Raw genomic sequence first — 13,592 nt, 5'->3', positions numbered from 1 at the left:
TTCTTAATGGTATTGTTTACAAAACAACATTTAACTTTCATGTCTTCTGAAACATTAAGTGAGAATAAATTAGCAACAATATCAAGTCTAAAAGCTAGTAACGATGTAGACCTTGTTAGATCTTATCTAAGAGATATTGGTAGAGTTCCACTTCTATCTCACGAACAAGAAATAACTCTTGGTAGGCAGGTTCAAGAATATATGCAAGTAGAAAGAGCAGAATTGGAATTTATTGAATTAACAGGAGATAAGCCAACTGTTGACGAATTATCAAAAAAATTAAATTTACCCACTTCTATCATAAAAAAAAGATTAAGAGCTGGACAAAGGGCTAAAGAAAGAATGGTTGCAGCTAATTTAAGGTTGGTAGTTAGTGTTGCAAAAAAATATACAAAAAGAAATATGGAATTATTAGATTTAATTCAAGAGGGAACTATTGGTTTGGTAAGGGGTGTAGAAAAATTTGATCCAGCTAGAGGTTATAAGTTTTCAACATATGCATATTGGTGGATTAGACAAGGAATTACAAGAGCGATAGCTGAAAAAAGCAGGGCAATAAGGCTACCAATTCATATTACTGAAATGTTGAATAAGTTAAAAAAAGGTCAAAGAGAGTTGAGTCAAGAAATGTCAAGAACTCCAACAGTAAGTGAATTAGCGAAATATGTTGAGCTTCCAGAAGAAGATGTTAAAGATTTGATGTGCAAAGCTGGCCAGCCAGTTAGTCTTGAAACAAAAGTTGGTGATGGCGAAGATACTGTTTTATTAGATTTACTGGCTGGCGGAGAGGATTTGCCAGATGAACAAATAGAGATGGATTGTATGAGGGGTGATCTTCATTCTCTTTTGCATCAATTACCAGACCTGCAATGTAGGGTTTTAAGAATGAGATACGGTATGGATGGTGATGAGCCTATGTCACTTACAGGTATAGGAAGAGTACTGGGTATAAGTAGAGATCGAGTAAGAAATTTAGAACGAGACGGCTTAAGGGGTCTTAGAAGACTTAGCGATAATGTAGAAGCTTATTTTGTTTCCTGAATAAATTCACATATTAACTTATTGGTTTCTTCAGGTTCTTCATCATGAGGACAGTGACCAGCACCTTGAATAATATCTAGTCTTTTGATGTTATTGAATCTTTTCTTCCACTCTTTGGCTTCATTTAAAGATTCCCAAGGATCTTTTTCTCCCCAAATTAATTGGATGGGGATATCAATCTTACTGAAAAGATCTGTAGCAAGATAATCATCAAATAAATTAATAAAGCCACGAAATGCCTCTTTAGAGTTTTTCCTAGTAGAGGGTCGATATAGAATTTCAATTAATTCTTCATCTATATTTTTGCCTGAGGGGTATGCTTGTGCGAGTATTTTTTTTATAACTTGTGGATTAGCAGCTCTTGTAAAAAGTGTATTGCTAATTATTCTTTGCCTTACAAAGGTTTTTAATAAAGGCCTTATTAAATTCATTAAAATATCACTTTTTTTTAAGCGTTTATCATCCATAGTTCTTTGGGCACAATCAATTAAAATAGCTCCTTTACAATTATCTCTGAGAATTTCAGCAGTTTTCAATGCAATTACACCACCAATTGAATTACCCACTACGTAAACAGGAGATTTTATTACTTCTGAACAAAATGTCGATATTTGATTACTCCACAAGTCAAATGAATATTTAATGCAATTTTTTTTATAGGGTTCATAATTTAACGAAGCGCTAGGCTGACTGCTTTCTCCGAATCCTAGTAAGTCAATTGCGTAGCAATTAGAAACATTGCCAAGAAAATCTTGATTATGTCTCCAATGATTTTTTGACGCTCCAAATCCATGTACTAGCAAAATATTTGTATTATTTTCGAAAGTAGAATTTTTTGATAAAGACCAAGAAATATCCCAATTTTTCCATTTCCAGGTTCTAGATTTATTAAAAGACACTATGAATTGGTTATTAATTAAAGAATTAGTTATTAATTAAACTTTAATTCAAAAAAAAATTATTTGTTTTTAATTAATTATTCTTAGTTAAAAAAAAGGGGCAATTTTTATGAAAAAGACCAAGGTCGTATGTATTGGAGAGGCTTTAATAGATAGGATTAGAAATGATTGTAATCTAGGATTTACAGATTTTTTGGGTGGCGCACCAGCCAATGTTGCTTGTGCATTAAGAAAATTGAAAATAGATTCAATGTTTATTGGACGTTTAGGAAGTGATAATTTCGGAAAAAATTTTATTACGCAATTTAATCAATTGGAGGTTAATTTAGATTTCTTGCAATTAGATAATGATTTATCTACTCGTGTGGTTAATGTAGACAGAGATCGATCTGGAGATCGTTATTTTTCGGGATTTGAGGGAAGCCCTAATTCATGCTTTGCTGACGAAGCTTTTAGTAAGAAATTAATTGAAAAACAACTTCTCAATTTAGAGAAATTTTTCTTAGAAACACAATATTTAGTTACAGGAACTAATTTGTTAACATCTCCAATATCTAAAGAGACTATTTATTTTCTTCTAGAAAAGGCCAAGAATTTTGGAATCAAAATAATTATTGATTTGAACTGGAGAGAGGTTTTTTGGGATTATTCACATTTTTCATCAGAAATTAGTGGAACTGCGAGAGTAAATTTAATTAAAAAATTTTTAAATCATGCTCATGTTTTAAAACTTGCAAAGGAGGAAGCGACCTTGTTTTTTGATAATGAAGATCCGTTGCTTATATCTCAACAAATGTCTAAAAAACCTGATGTAATAATAACTGATGGGAAAAAACCTGTTGCATGGTATATCAATGGATTTAAGGGAACCACCCAAACTCCTAATTCAAAAAAAATAGTCGATACTACTGGTGCAGGTGATGCTTTTCTAGCTGGCTTAATTTCAAAATTAATTTCATCTGGTTACCCCTCAAATGAAATAGAGATAGAAGATTGCGTTAAGTTTGCATGTGCTTGTGGACTATTGACTTGTCTTGGTGAAGGTGCAATTGAGCAACAGCCAGATTATGAAAAGGTTAATAAATTTTTAGGATCCCTAATCTCGTAGTGCCTTCCACAATTTTTTGCGTAACTAATTTCTACTTTCCAGAAATTTTCAATAAGTGGTTCTATTAATTCTGGCCATTCAATAACTAAAATAGCTTTGCTTTGTAATGCTTCTTCTTCTTCTGAAAAAAAAATTTCTTTTGCTGAAGAACTATTTTCTAACCTGTATAAATCAAGGTGAATTAGAGGGATTTTTCCAGAATTATAGTGATGAGATAAAGCAAATGTAGGGCTTGTAATATCCTCAGAGATTGATAATCCTTTGGCAATGCCTTGCACAAATGAAGTTTTTCCTGCCCCAATGGGACCTTGCAGTAACACAATTGATTGTGGGTTTAATTTTCGTGAGAGCTTTTCACCTAAATTTAAAGTCTCTATTAAATTCTCAACAAACACAAATTCACACAAAAATCATCTATAGTTTAATAGAAAAAGTATTCATAAAATATGATTATCGCGAATTCAATTAAAACATCGATCCCAAACTTCGTAATTGCTGACATCTCGTTATCTGATTTTGGGCGAAAAGAAATAAAAATTGCTGAAACAGAAATGCCAGGATTAATGGCACTTAGAGATAAATATAAATCTGAAAAGCCTCTTCAAGGTGCAAAAATAGCTGGAAGTCTTCATATGACAATACAGACTGCGGTATTAATAGAAACACTTGTTGATCTTGGTGCAGAAGTCAAATGGGCTTCATGCAATATTTTTTCTACCCAAGATCATGCAGCTGCAGCTATTGCAGATAAAGGTATTCCTGTATACGCGAAAAAGGGTGAGACTCTCGATGAATATTGGCAATACACCCATTATATTCTTGATTGGGGTTCAGATTCTCCGAATATGATTCTTGATGATGGAGGAGATGCAACTGGTTTATTGATACTTGGTAGCAAGGCAGAAAAAGATTTGACTGTTTTGAATAATCCTTCTAATGAAGAAGAAATTGCTTTATTCAAATCTATAAAATCTAAGTTACAAGTTGATAGTAGCTTTTACTCTAGAATTAAGAAAAATATTATTGGTGTCACTGAAGAAACCACTACTGGAGTTGCGAGACTTTATCAGCTTCAAAAGCAAAATGCTTTGCCTTTTCCAGCTATTAATGTTAATGATTCAGTAACTAAGAGTAAATTTGATAATCTATACGGATGTAGAGAATCATTAGTTGATAGCATTAAGCGGGCAACTGATGTGATGATTGCTGGCAAAGTAGCATTGGTAATTGGTTTTGGTGATGTCGGCAAAGGTTCAGCACAGTCGCTAAGAGGACTTGGTGCAATAGTTAAAGTTGCTGAAGTTGATCCAATTTGCGCTCTTCAAGCTGCAATGGAAGGTTATAGCGTTGTTACCTTAGATGATGTTGTTGAAGATATAGATATATTTGTTACAGCTACTGGTAATTATCAAGTAATAACACATGAAAATCTCGTTAAAATGAAGGATGAAGCCATAGTTTGTAATATTGGTCATTTCGATAATGAAATTGATGTAGCTTCATTAAAAAATTACCCATGGGAAAATATTAAACCTCAGGTTGACCATATAACCTTACCAAGTGGAAACAAAATCATTCTTTTAGCCGAAGGTAGATTGGTTAACTTGGGCTGTGCCACTGGACATCCTAGTTTTGTTATGAGTAATTCTTTTACAAATCAAGTATTAGCTCAAATTGAACTTTTCAATAAGTCAGAGCAATATGCTAAAGAAGTTTATGTGCTACCAAAACATTTAGATGAAATGGTAGCTAGATTACATCTTGATAAAATTGGTGCAAAACTAACCAAATTAACTAAAGAACAGGCAGACTACATTAATGTATCTGTTGAGGGACCTTATAAACCAGAACTTTATAGATATTAGTTTGAGTATAATTTTTGCAAGTTTTATTACTTCAATTCCTGAATATATCAATTTAGCCGTTGAAAAGAATTCAACGATTGCGTATCTAACTATTTGTTTGGCTATGCTTTTAGAAAATATAATTCCCCCAATTCCTTCTGAGATAATTATGCCATTAGGAGGATTTTTTGTTTATCAACAAAAATTAAATTTCTATATTTTAGTTTTTTGGGGGTTATTAGGAACGATTTTAGGTTCATTACCTTGGTATTATTTAGGCAGATTAGTAAATGAAAAAAGACTTTCAAACTTTCTAGATAAAAAAGGAAAATACTTAGGAATTTCTTCTAATGATTTATTAAAAAGTAAAAAATGGTTTGAGAGATACGGCATATCTTTAGTGTTTTGGGGCCGATTAATCCCTGGTGTCAGAACATTAATTTCCATTCCTGCTGGTATAGAATTAATGCCATTAAAAAAATTTCTTATTTGGACTTCATTAGGTAGTTTAATATGGGTTGCATTGCTTTCATACGCAGGTTATTTATTTGGTGAAAATTATCAAATCATTGAAACTTATGTAGATCAAATTAAATATTTTGTGAAGCCAGTTTTAATTTTTATTTTTTTATATTTTTTTATAAAACTAATTATTAGATTTATAAAAAAAATTAGATCTTAAAAAGGAATTTCACTAGAGTTATTGTTGTTAGTATATTGATTATTTTCAGACTCTTTTCGAGAGCTTAGCAAATTTAATCTATCTACTCTAATTACTGGTTTATATCTGTCTTCACCTGTATTTTTGTCTTTCCAACTATCAATTTTAAAGCTTCCTGTAATTCCAATTAAAGATCCTTTTTTAACGTAATCAGCTGCTATTTGAGCTTGTTTTCCCCAAATTTCTAAATTAAACCAGTCCGGCTCTTCATCTCTGCTTCTTCGGTTAACTGCCAAAGTAAAATTCGCTACGATGCTACCAGATTCAAAATATCTGACATCTGGTTCTCTACCAGCTCTACCAACTAAGTTAATAGTGTTAATTTCCATAATTTTTTTAACTAATACTACTCATATTTTGAGTTTTTGCTCAAAGTTTTAAGTGCTATTCATAACTAAATGAGAGAAATCTGAAAGCTCAATAAAAAATAGATATATTATTTAAAAAAAGAGTTTTTATTGTGATTTTCAACAGATTTAAATTTTCAAGAGACATTGGTATAGATTTGGGAACTGCCAATACTCTTATACATGTATCAGGGAAAGGGGTTGTTTTACAAGAGCCCTCAGTGGTGGCAATGGATTTAGAAGAAGGGGTACCATTAGCAGTTGGTAAAGAAGCTAAGTTAATGTTAGGAAGAACTCCAGGTAACATAAGAGCTGTGAGACCCTTAAGAGATGGGGTCATAGCAGATTTTGATGCGGCAGAGCAAATGATAAAGACATTTATTCAAAAATGTAATGAAGGTAAGGGCTTATTAGCCCCTAGAATAGTAATTGGTATTCCAAGCGGAGTTACTAGTGTTGAGCGAAGAGCAGTCAGAGAAGCTGGATTAGCCGGAGCTCGAGAAGTTCACTTAATTGATGAACCTGTGGCAGCGGCAATAGGAGCATCATTACCAGTAACTGAACCAATTGGCACTATGATTGTTGATATTGGTGGTGGCACTACGGAGGTTGCAGTATTAAGTCTAGGTGGAACTGTATTAAGTGAATCAGTTCGAATTGCTGGTGATGAAATCAATGAATCAATTGCTCTTTATCTTAAAAAAGTTCATAATTTAGTCGTTGGAGAAAGAACTTCAGAAGATATTAAAATCAAAATTGGGTCTGCATTTCCAGATGATGATTTTGATAAAACCTCTCTAGAGGTTAGGGGTTTACATCTTTTATCTGGTTTACCAAGGTCAGTAACATTGACTTCTGGAGAAATTAGAGAAGCTATGGCTGATCCTCTCAGTAAAATAGTTGAAGCTGTAAAAAGAACTTTAGAGCGAACTCCTCCAGAACTAGCCGCAGATATTGTTGATAGGGGTATTATGCTTGCAGGAGGAGGAGCTTTAGTAAGAGGCATTAATGACTTAGTGAGCGATGAAACGGGAATATTTACTCACATTGCAGAAAACCCACTATTGTGCGTAGTTAATGGTTGTGGAGAAGTTTTGGATGATTTTAAAAAGCTTAAAAGAGTTGTTGATACTCCAGACTTTATAAGGAACGCAATAAGAGATTGATACTATGTTAGATATCCGACGAATTTCTACTAATCGTTGGTGGCATAAAAAGAAAAATTGGATTTTATTCGTGATTTCTTTATTTTTGATTTGTGTCAGGATTTCAAAAGGTGCTCTTTATAAGGATTTTTATTATTTTATTTCAAAGCCTTTTTGGCCAGGCCAATTTCAAAAAGAAGTTATTCTGAAGAGCAAAGAAAAAGAATCTCTAATGAAATTAAATCTTCTTGAAAAAGATAATTTAAGATTGAGGCAAATTCTAAATCTTCAAGAATCAGCTAATAGTAATACTATTTCAGCTGCAGTCATTTCTAGAAAAACAGGAAGTTGGTGGAGACAGATTATATTGAATAAAGGTTCAAAAGATGGGGTTGAAATTGGAAGTATTGTTTTGGGACCGGGTGGATTAGTTGGAAGAGTAGGAAGTACTTCTTTTTTTACTTCGACGGTAAAATTATTAACCTCTCCAGAAAGTAAAGTTGGAGTATGGGTAGATAGAATTCAAATTAATGGACTACTTATTGGTTCTGGAGATAATTATCCTAATTTAATATTGTATTCAAAAGATGCTGATATAAAAGTTGGAGATTTTGTGTCATCTTCTCCTGCTAGTACTTTATTACCCCCAAATATCCCTATTGGTATTGTCCAATCTGTAAACGAGCCATTTAAAGCAAAAAAAAGGGCAAAAATATTACTTTTGGCAAAACCTAATGTAATTGATTGGGTGCAAATTTTAAAAGCAAAAACTTAATGAATAAATTTTTCAAAGAAAAATTATCCATCATAAGTTTTATTCTTATCCCTATCATTTTTTTGTGGCATCCAAATTGGCTAGGATTTTTAGGTATCCAACCATATTGGCCTTTATTTTGGTTGTTGCCATGGTCAATGATTAATGGATCAATCAATGGATTAATATATGGTTTTTTTTTAGGGCTAATTTTAGATTCTGTAACTCTTGATAGTAGTTTTACTCAAATTCCAGGTTTGATTTTGTGTGGAATATGGTTTGGGAGAATAAAAATTCATAGTAATATTTTGTTGGGACATTTTAGGTATGGTTTAATCTGTTCTATTGGCAGTTTTTTATGTTCTACCTTATGTTTTGTACAGATTTTGGTCAAAAATTTATCAGATAGTACTTTTTTACTTTTTATCCCTAGTATTCAAAACATTTTAGCTGAAGTTTTTCTTACAGGTTTTTTTGGCCCTTTAATTTGCTCTCAACTTTTTAGTTTTTTAAAATTTTCTAGGAAAAAAGCATGATAATAAATTGCCCAAATGACGAAAAAGTGTTCGCAAAATTTATATTTTTAGATTATGGAAAAATTTAGTAAATCTTTGGTATATCTGTTTTAGGCGTCGTAATGTTATATTTTTAATTGTTAGAATGAATTTTCAATGCAATAAATATTTGCTTTGAAATATCTGGAAATCTTTTTTACCTATGTCAAAAGCAAGAATTTTAGTTGTTGATGATGAACCAGCAGTTTTGAAGGTATTAGTTACAAGACTTCAATTAGCAGGATATCAAGTTTATTCAGCTACTAACGGCGAAGAAGCTATTGAGTCTTTCCATAGAGATTCACCTGATTTAATAGTTCTTGATGTTATGTTGCCCAAAATGGATGGATTTGCAGTATGTCGAAGAATTAGAGCTGAATCAGTAGTCCCAATTATATTTTTGACTGCATTAGAAGCAATTTCAGAGAGAGTCGCAGGTTTAGATTTAGGAGCTGATGATTATTTATCAAAACCATTTAGTCCAAAAGAGTTGGAGGCCAGAATTGCTACTATTCTGAGACGAATGGGTCCTGCCGTAACTGTTACTGAAACGAAAGAAACCCCATCTGGCAAGGGTGTTATGAAATTTGGAAGTTTAGTTGTTGATACTAATAGAAGACAAGTTTCTAGGGCAGGAGAAAGAATTAGTCTAACTTATACCGAATTTAGTCTTTTAGAATTATTATTTGATGAACCGGGAAAAGTTGTGCCACGAGCAGAAATTTTAGAACAGTTGTGGGGTTATCCTCCTAGGAGAGCCGCAGATCTAAGAGTTGTAGATGTATACGTAGCGAGACTAAGGGGTAAATTGGAACCTGACCCTAGGAATCCAGAATTAATATTGACTGTTAGAGGGATCGGTTATGCATCTCAGAGAATTGGCGAAACAGCAACATCTTTGGCAAGTTAAGCCTTGGTCTGATACTTTTATTAAATAAAAGAAAACATTAAATTAAATTTTGTCTGAAATTAGAGCAGCTCGCTTACAAAAAGCTAATTCACTAGTAAGTAAAGGATTTGCTTCTTACGCAGAGAGTTTTCAAGTTTCCCATACCACACAATTTCTTATTCAAAAATTTGATTATTTAGAAAATGGTCAAGAGGAAAACTTTAATGTCTCTATTGCTGGTAGAGTCATGGCAAAAAGAGTAATGGGTAAAATTGCTTTTTACAAAATAAGCGATCAAGAAGGCCAGATTCAGCTTTACATAGATAAAAGGATTATCGATTGCAATTTAGAAACCCAAAAATTACTTTCTTTTGAAGATATTAAGGAAATAGTAGATATTGGTGATTGGATAGGAATCTACGGAACTATTAAAAAAACTAATAAAGGTGAGATTTCGATTAAAGTTGAAAAATGGGAAATGCTATCCAAATCATTACAACCTTTACCCGATAAATGGCACGGATTGACTGATATCGAAAAAAGATATAGACAACGTTATTTAGATTTAATAGTTAATCCTTATTCTAAAAATGTATTTAAAACAAGAGCAAAATGTATAAGTTTTATAAGAAAATGGCTAGATAACAGAAATTTCTTAGAAATAGAGACTCCAATTCTGCAATCTGAGGCTGGTGGTGCTGAAGCAAGACCATTTATTACTCATCACAACACATTAGATATTCCGCTGTATCTACGAATAGCTACAGAATTACACTTAAAAAGAATGGTTGTTGGAGGATTTGAGAAAGTTTATGAATTGGGAAGAATCTTCCGGAATGAGGGGATAAGCACGAAACATAATCCAGAATTTACCTCAGTTGAAATTTATCAAGCTTTTTCTAATTATGTAAATATGATGGATTTAACAGAAGAATTGATTAAAGATGTCGTAGCTGATGCATGTGGCTCTTTAGTAATAAATTATCAAAATAAAGAAATTGATTTTTCGCAACCTTGGTTAAGAATATCAATGAAAGATATAGTCAAACAATATACAGGTATTGATTTTGATTCTTTCTCTGGAGATTTTCAAGCAGCAAAACAAGCCGCTAGAAGAAAAAATGTTGAATTTTCTAATAAGGTTAATACTATGGGAAGACTTTTAAATGAAGTCTTCGAGCAAAAAGTAGAGTCAGAACTCATAGAACCTACTTTTGTTACCGATTATCCTATTGAAATTTCTCCTTTAGCTCGGCCTCATCTTGATAATAAAGAAATGGTTCAGAGATTCGAATTATTTATTGTTGGACGTGAGCTGGCAAATGCTTTTAGTGAATTGATAGATCCAGTAGATCAAAGAGAACGAATGCAATTACAGCAGAGTCTTAGAGATGAAGGGGATTTCGAGGCTCATTGTATAGATGAAGATTTTTTGAATGCTTTAGAGATTGGCATGCCTCCTACTGGAGGATTAGGCATAGGTATTGATAGACTTGTTATGTTAATTACAAATAGTCCCTCAATTAGAGATGTAATTCCTTTCCCATTGTTAAAACCAGAAATAACTTCTAATAAAAATGAAAAATTAACCTTGTAATGAAGTAAAATAGAAAAATTATTCCAATACGAATTTTTTTAAATGAGTGGTGAACGTGTTGGTTTCCGTTTTAAACATGCGGATGCAGTAGTGAAAAGAAATCCTCAAGGCCGATCAAGAAGAGGGTGGGTTATTGAACCAGTAGAGCAAACTACAAGCAGAGGGACAAAAATGCCAGCGTATAAAATTCGCTGGAGAGATAGTGAGAGACCTGAAACTGTTTTACAACACATGTTAATTGCAGATCCAGATCCATCCCCTCCTCCAAGTTCAGTAAGCTTAGATTAATAGTTCCAAAAATTCTTATTAATATTTTTACCTTTTTAGTGCAGAGTTGATTTCTTTTTTGATAGTCTTTTGTTTTTCATCTTGTCTTTTATCATGTATTTTTTTCCCTTTACCGACTCCAATAGTTAGTTTGATCCATGACCCTTTTAAATATAGTGATAGTGGAACAATAGTCATTCCTTTTTTTTCAGTATTGGATTTAAGTTTGATTATTTCTTTTTTATGAAGTAGCAACTTTCTATTTCGTAATGGATCATGATTAAAAAAAGAACCTACATTCTTATGTGGTGAAATGTGGACATTTAATAATAAAATCTCACCATCTCTGAATGAACAGTAACCATCTCTTAAATTTGCTTTTCCGTTTCTAATAGACTTTACTTCAGTTCCTAAAAGTTCAATTCCAGCTTCAATTGTTTCAGATATTGCATATTGAAATTTAGCATATCTATTTTCAGCTAGACGTTTATAATTATTATCTTTTTTAGTATTTTGTTGACTTTTGTTTGAATTTTTTGCCATTTTAGTTGTAAAAAATTTTCCTACTCAGAACAATTGCTATTAACCTTTCATTATGGCAATAATTTCTTCCAATATAGGCGATAATAACTATCCTCGAATTAAAAAAGAAATTAGGCTAGTTGATTCAAAAATAATTCCAGAAGAAAAGAAAAGTAATAACCTGAATCTAGCTCGGCCTGAAACTTTACAAGAATTTATTGGTCAAGATCAACTTAAGTCTTCTTTGAGAATAGCTATAGATGCTTCAATTTATAGAAAAGAACCCTTAGAGCATATTCTTTTATACGGACAGCCTGGTCTAGGTAAGACCACTCTGGCTTTTTTGATAGCCCATGAAATGAATACAAGATGTAGAATAACTACTGCACCAGCAATTGAAAGACCAAGAGATATAATAGGTTTGCTGCTTGGATTACATGAAGGTGAAGTTTTATTTATTGATGAAATACATCGCTTAAATAGGTTAACTGAAGAGTTGTTATATTCTGCAATGGAAGATTTCAGATTAGATTTAACTATGGGAGCTAATAGAGGAACTCGTTGCAGAACAATTAATCTTCCCAAGTTTACTCTGATTGGTGCGACAACTAAATTAGCCTCAATTAGTGCGCCTCTAAGAGATAGATTTGGAATATCTCAGAAAATTGAATTTTATACATATGATGAATTACAACAAATAATTGTTAATTTCTCCCGATTGATAAACCTTAATTTAGATGATGAAGCATCTTATAATTTAGCAAAGATATCCCGAGGGACTCCAAGAATTGCTTTGAGATTGTTAAGAAGAGTTAGAGATTATGCTCAAGTCGTTATAAAAACCAATGTTATCTCAGTTAATTTAATAAAAAAAGCTTTAAATTCTTATCAAATAGACGAAAAGGGATTGGATTTTTTAGATAGACAATATTTATCTTTTATTAGGAATAATAATAATCCAACTGGTCTTGATTCAATTGCGGCTGGCTTGGGTGATGATTCCTCAATGTTAGAATTTGTAGTTGAGCCATATCTAATACAAATTGGTTTCCTCATGAGAACCCCTCGAGGAAGAATGCTTACTGATTTAGGCAAAAAGTACATTGATTCAAAACATGATAACTTTTAAAAAAGTTAAAGTTTGTTTTATATTGTTTTTTGTTTTTGTCAATATTTTTTATATTTACCCATCATATTCATTATCTTTGAGAGAGGATTTGTTTAAGAATGCATTAGATTTAAGCTCAGGCGGAAAATTTAATCTTGCTTTAGAAGAGTGGGATCGCTATCTTGATTCTTATCCTAATGATGCTGCAGGTTTGAGTAACAGAGGAAATGTAAGACTTGTAATAGGAGATTTAGAAGGATCAATAGATGACCAAAATAAGGCAATAAGTTTAAATCCTAGAGAAATAGATCCTTACATTAACAGAGGTATAGCGGAGGAAGCATTAGGGCAATGGTCGGAAGCGAGAAAAGATTATATGTTTGTTATTTCGCAGGATAGTAAGAATTTTTCTGCATTATATAATTTGGCTAATGTTGAGGGTTCCACATCACAATGGGAAAAAGCAAGAGATTTATTTTCAAAAGCTGCATTATATAATCCTGGATTTGCTATGGCTAGGTCAAGCATGGCTTTAGCAGATTTCCAGTTGGGGAATATTGATGACTCTGAAATAGAATTAAAAAAATTAATTAGACGTTATCCAACTTTCGCAGATGCTAGGGCAGCTTTAACAGCTTTGAATTGGTCGAAGGGTGAATCTGGTAAAGCAGAGAGTAATTGGATAGCGGTAACTGAATTAGATCCTAGGTATAGTGATGAGGAGTGGTTAATAAAAGTAAGAAGATGGCCTCCAAAACCGACTAAATATTTAATGAAATTTATTGATTTAAAATAA

15 protein-coding genes and 1 pseudogene are annotated in these 13,592 nt (G+C 32.4%); 12 read left to right on the top strand and 4 right to left on the bottom strand.

Annotated features, from left to right (window positions below):
* The first annotated feature begins 39 nt into the window (after nt 1-39).
* Nucleotides 40-1,041 carry an RpoD/SigA family RNA polymerase sigma factor gene (locus HA144_RS09030; RefSeq protein ID WP_209043710.1) on the top strand — a complete coding sequence of 334 codons (1,002 nt, stop codon included), beginning with the start codon at nt 40-42 and terminating at the stop codon, nt 1,039-1,041.
* On the opposite strand, the gene HA144_RS09025 is transcribed toward HA144_RS09030, so the two are convergent.
* Nucleotides 1,026-1,940, bottom strand: a complete 915-nt coding sequence (locus HA144_RS09025; RefSeq protein ID WP_209043709.1) for an alpha/beta fold hydrolase — start codon at nt 1,938-1,940, stop codon at nt 1,026-1,028. The two genes, HA144_RS09030 and HA144_RS09025, sit on opposite strands and share 16 nt — an antisense overlap.
* Nucleotides 1,941-2,049: 109 nt before the next feature.
* On the opposite strand from HA144_RS09025, the gene HA144_RS09020 reads away from it, so the two are divergent.
* The gene (locus HA144_RS09020) at nt 2,050-3,048 is read left to right on the top strand and encodes a carbohydrate kinase family protein (protein ID WP_209043708.1); all 999 of its coding nucleotides are present in this window, start codon (nt 2,050-2,052) and stop codon (nt 3,046-3,048) included.
* On the opposite strand, the gene tsaE is transcribed toward HA144_RS09020, so the two are convergent.
* Complete coding sequence (gene tsaE, locus HA144_RS09015; protein WP_209043707.1) at nt 3,006-3,443, bottom strand: tRNA (adenosine(37)-N6)-threonylcarbamoyltransferase complex ATPase subunit type 1 TsaE; 438 nt, start codon at nt 3,441-3,443, stop codon at nt 3,006-3,008. The genes HA144_RS09020 and tsaE overlap by 43 nt on opposite strands.
* Nucleotides 3,444-3,494: 51 nt before the next feature.
* Between tsaE and ahcY the strand changes: the two genes are divergently transcribed.
* Together ahcY and HA144_RS09005 are read left to right on the top strand one after the other, a co-directional pair.
* Nucleotides 3,495-4,913, top strand: coding sequence for an adenosylhomocysteinase (gene ahcY, locus HA144_RS09010; protein ID WP_209043706.1), 1,419 nt, complete (start codon nt 3,495-3,497; stop codon nt 4,911-4,913).
* A 1-nt stretch (nt 4,914) separates the two neighbouring features.
* Nucleotides 4,915-5,574: a DedA family protein gene (locus tag HA144_RS09005; protein WP_209043705.1), complete on the top strand. Its 660-nt coding sequence runs from the start codon at nt 4,915-4,917 to the stop codon at nt 5,572-5,574.
* Here the strand turns inward: HA144_RS09005 and HA144_RS09000 are convergent.
* The gene (locus HA144_RS09000) at nt 5,571-5,942 is read right to left on the bottom strand and encodes a single-stranded DNA-binding protein (protein WP_209043704.1); all 372 of its coding nucleotides are present in this window, start codon (nt 5,940-5,942) and stop codon (nt 5,571-5,573) included. The two genes, HA144_RS09005 and HA144_RS09000, sit on opposite strands and share 4 nt — an antisense overlap.
* A gap of 131 nt (nt 5,943-6,073) precedes the next feature.
* Here HA144_RS09000 and HA144_RS08995 point away from each other — a divergent pair, with 131 nt between their 5' ends.
* The 6 genes and pseudogenes from HA144_RS08995 to HA144_RS08970 all read left to right on the top strand — a co-directional run bounded on the left by HA144_RS08995 (nt 6,074) and on the right by HA144_RS08970 (nt 11,187).
* The gene (locus tag HA144_RS08995) at nt 6,074-7,126 is read left to right on the top strand and encodes a rod shape-determining protein (protein ID WP_032522752.1); all 1,053 of its coding nucleotides are present in this window, start codon (nt 6,074-6,076) and stop codon (nt 7,124-7,126) included.
* A 4-nt stretch (nt 7,127-7,130) separates the two neighbouring features.
* Nucleotides 7,131-7,880 carry a rod shape-determining protein MreC gene (gene mreC, locus HA144_RS08990; protein WP_209043703.1) on the top strand — a complete coding sequence of 250 codons (750 nt, stop codon included), beginning with the start codon at nt 7,131-7,133 and terminating at the stop codon, nt 7,878-7,880.
* Nucleotides 7,880-8,395, top strand: a complete 516-nt coding sequence (locus HA144_RS08985) for a hypothetical protein (RefSeq protein WP_209043702.1) — start codon at nt 7,880-7,882, stop codon at nt 8,393-8,395. Before mreC ends, HA144_RS08985 begins: the two co-directional genes overlap by 1 nt.
* A gap of 181 nt (nt 8,396-8,576) precedes the next feature.
* Nucleotides 8,577-9,323: a response regulator transcription factor RpaB gene (gene rpaB, locus HA144_RS08980; RefSeq protein ID WP_209043701.1), complete on the top strand. Its 747-nt coding sequence runs from the start codon at nt 8,577-8,579 to the stop codon at nt 9,321-9,323.
* A gap of 49 nt (nt 9,324-9,372) precedes the next feature.
* A pseudogene (gene lysS, locus HA144_RS08975) lies at nt 9,373-10,912 on the top strand (lysine--tRNA ligase).
* A gap of 29 nt (nt 10,913-10,941) precedes the next feature.
* The gene (locus HA144_RS08970) at nt 10,942-11,187 is read left to right on the top strand and encodes a hypothetical protein (protein ID WP_002805793.1); all 246 of its coding nucleotides are present in this window, start codon (nt 10,942-10,944) and stop codon (nt 11,185-11,187) included.
* A 27-nt stretch (nt 11,188-11,214) separates the two neighbouring features.
* On the opposite strand, the gene smpB is transcribed toward HA144_RS08970, so the two are convergent.
* Nucleotides 11,215-11,709: an SsrA-binding protein SmpB gene (gene smpB, locus HA144_RS08965; protein WP_209043699.1), complete on the bottom strand. Its 495-nt coding sequence runs from the start codon at nt 11,707-11,709 to the stop codon at nt 11,215-11,217.
* Between the two features lie 52 nt (nt 11,710-11,761).
* Here smpB and ruvB point away from each other — a divergent pair, with 52 nt between their 5' ends.
* Both ruvB and HA144_RS08955 read left to right on the top strand, forming a co-directional pair.
* Entirely contained in the window at nt 11,762-12,817 is a 1,056-nt protein-coding gene (ruvB, locus tag HA144_RS08960; RefSeq protein WP_209043698.1) for a Holliday junction branch migration DNA helicase RuvB, read from the top strand.
* Nucleotides 12,804-13,592 (top strand): tetratricopeptide repeat protein, encoded by a 789-nt coding sequence (locus HA144_RS08955; protein WP_209043697.1) that lies wholly within the window; start codon nt 12,804-12,806, stop codon nt 13,590-13,592. The genes ruvB and HA144_RS08955 overlap by 14 nt, the downstream gene beginning before the upstream one ends.

The sequence above is a fragment of the Prochlorococcus marinus XMU1404 genome (assembly GCF_017696175.1).
Lineage (GTDB): Bacteria > Cyanobacteriota > Cyanobacteriia > PCC-6307 > Cyanobiaceae > Prochlorococcus_A > Prochlorococcus_A marinus_X.
The sequence above is the reverse complement of the archived record's forward strand: the minus strand, read 5'-3'. Positions and strand labels throughout refer to the sequence as shown.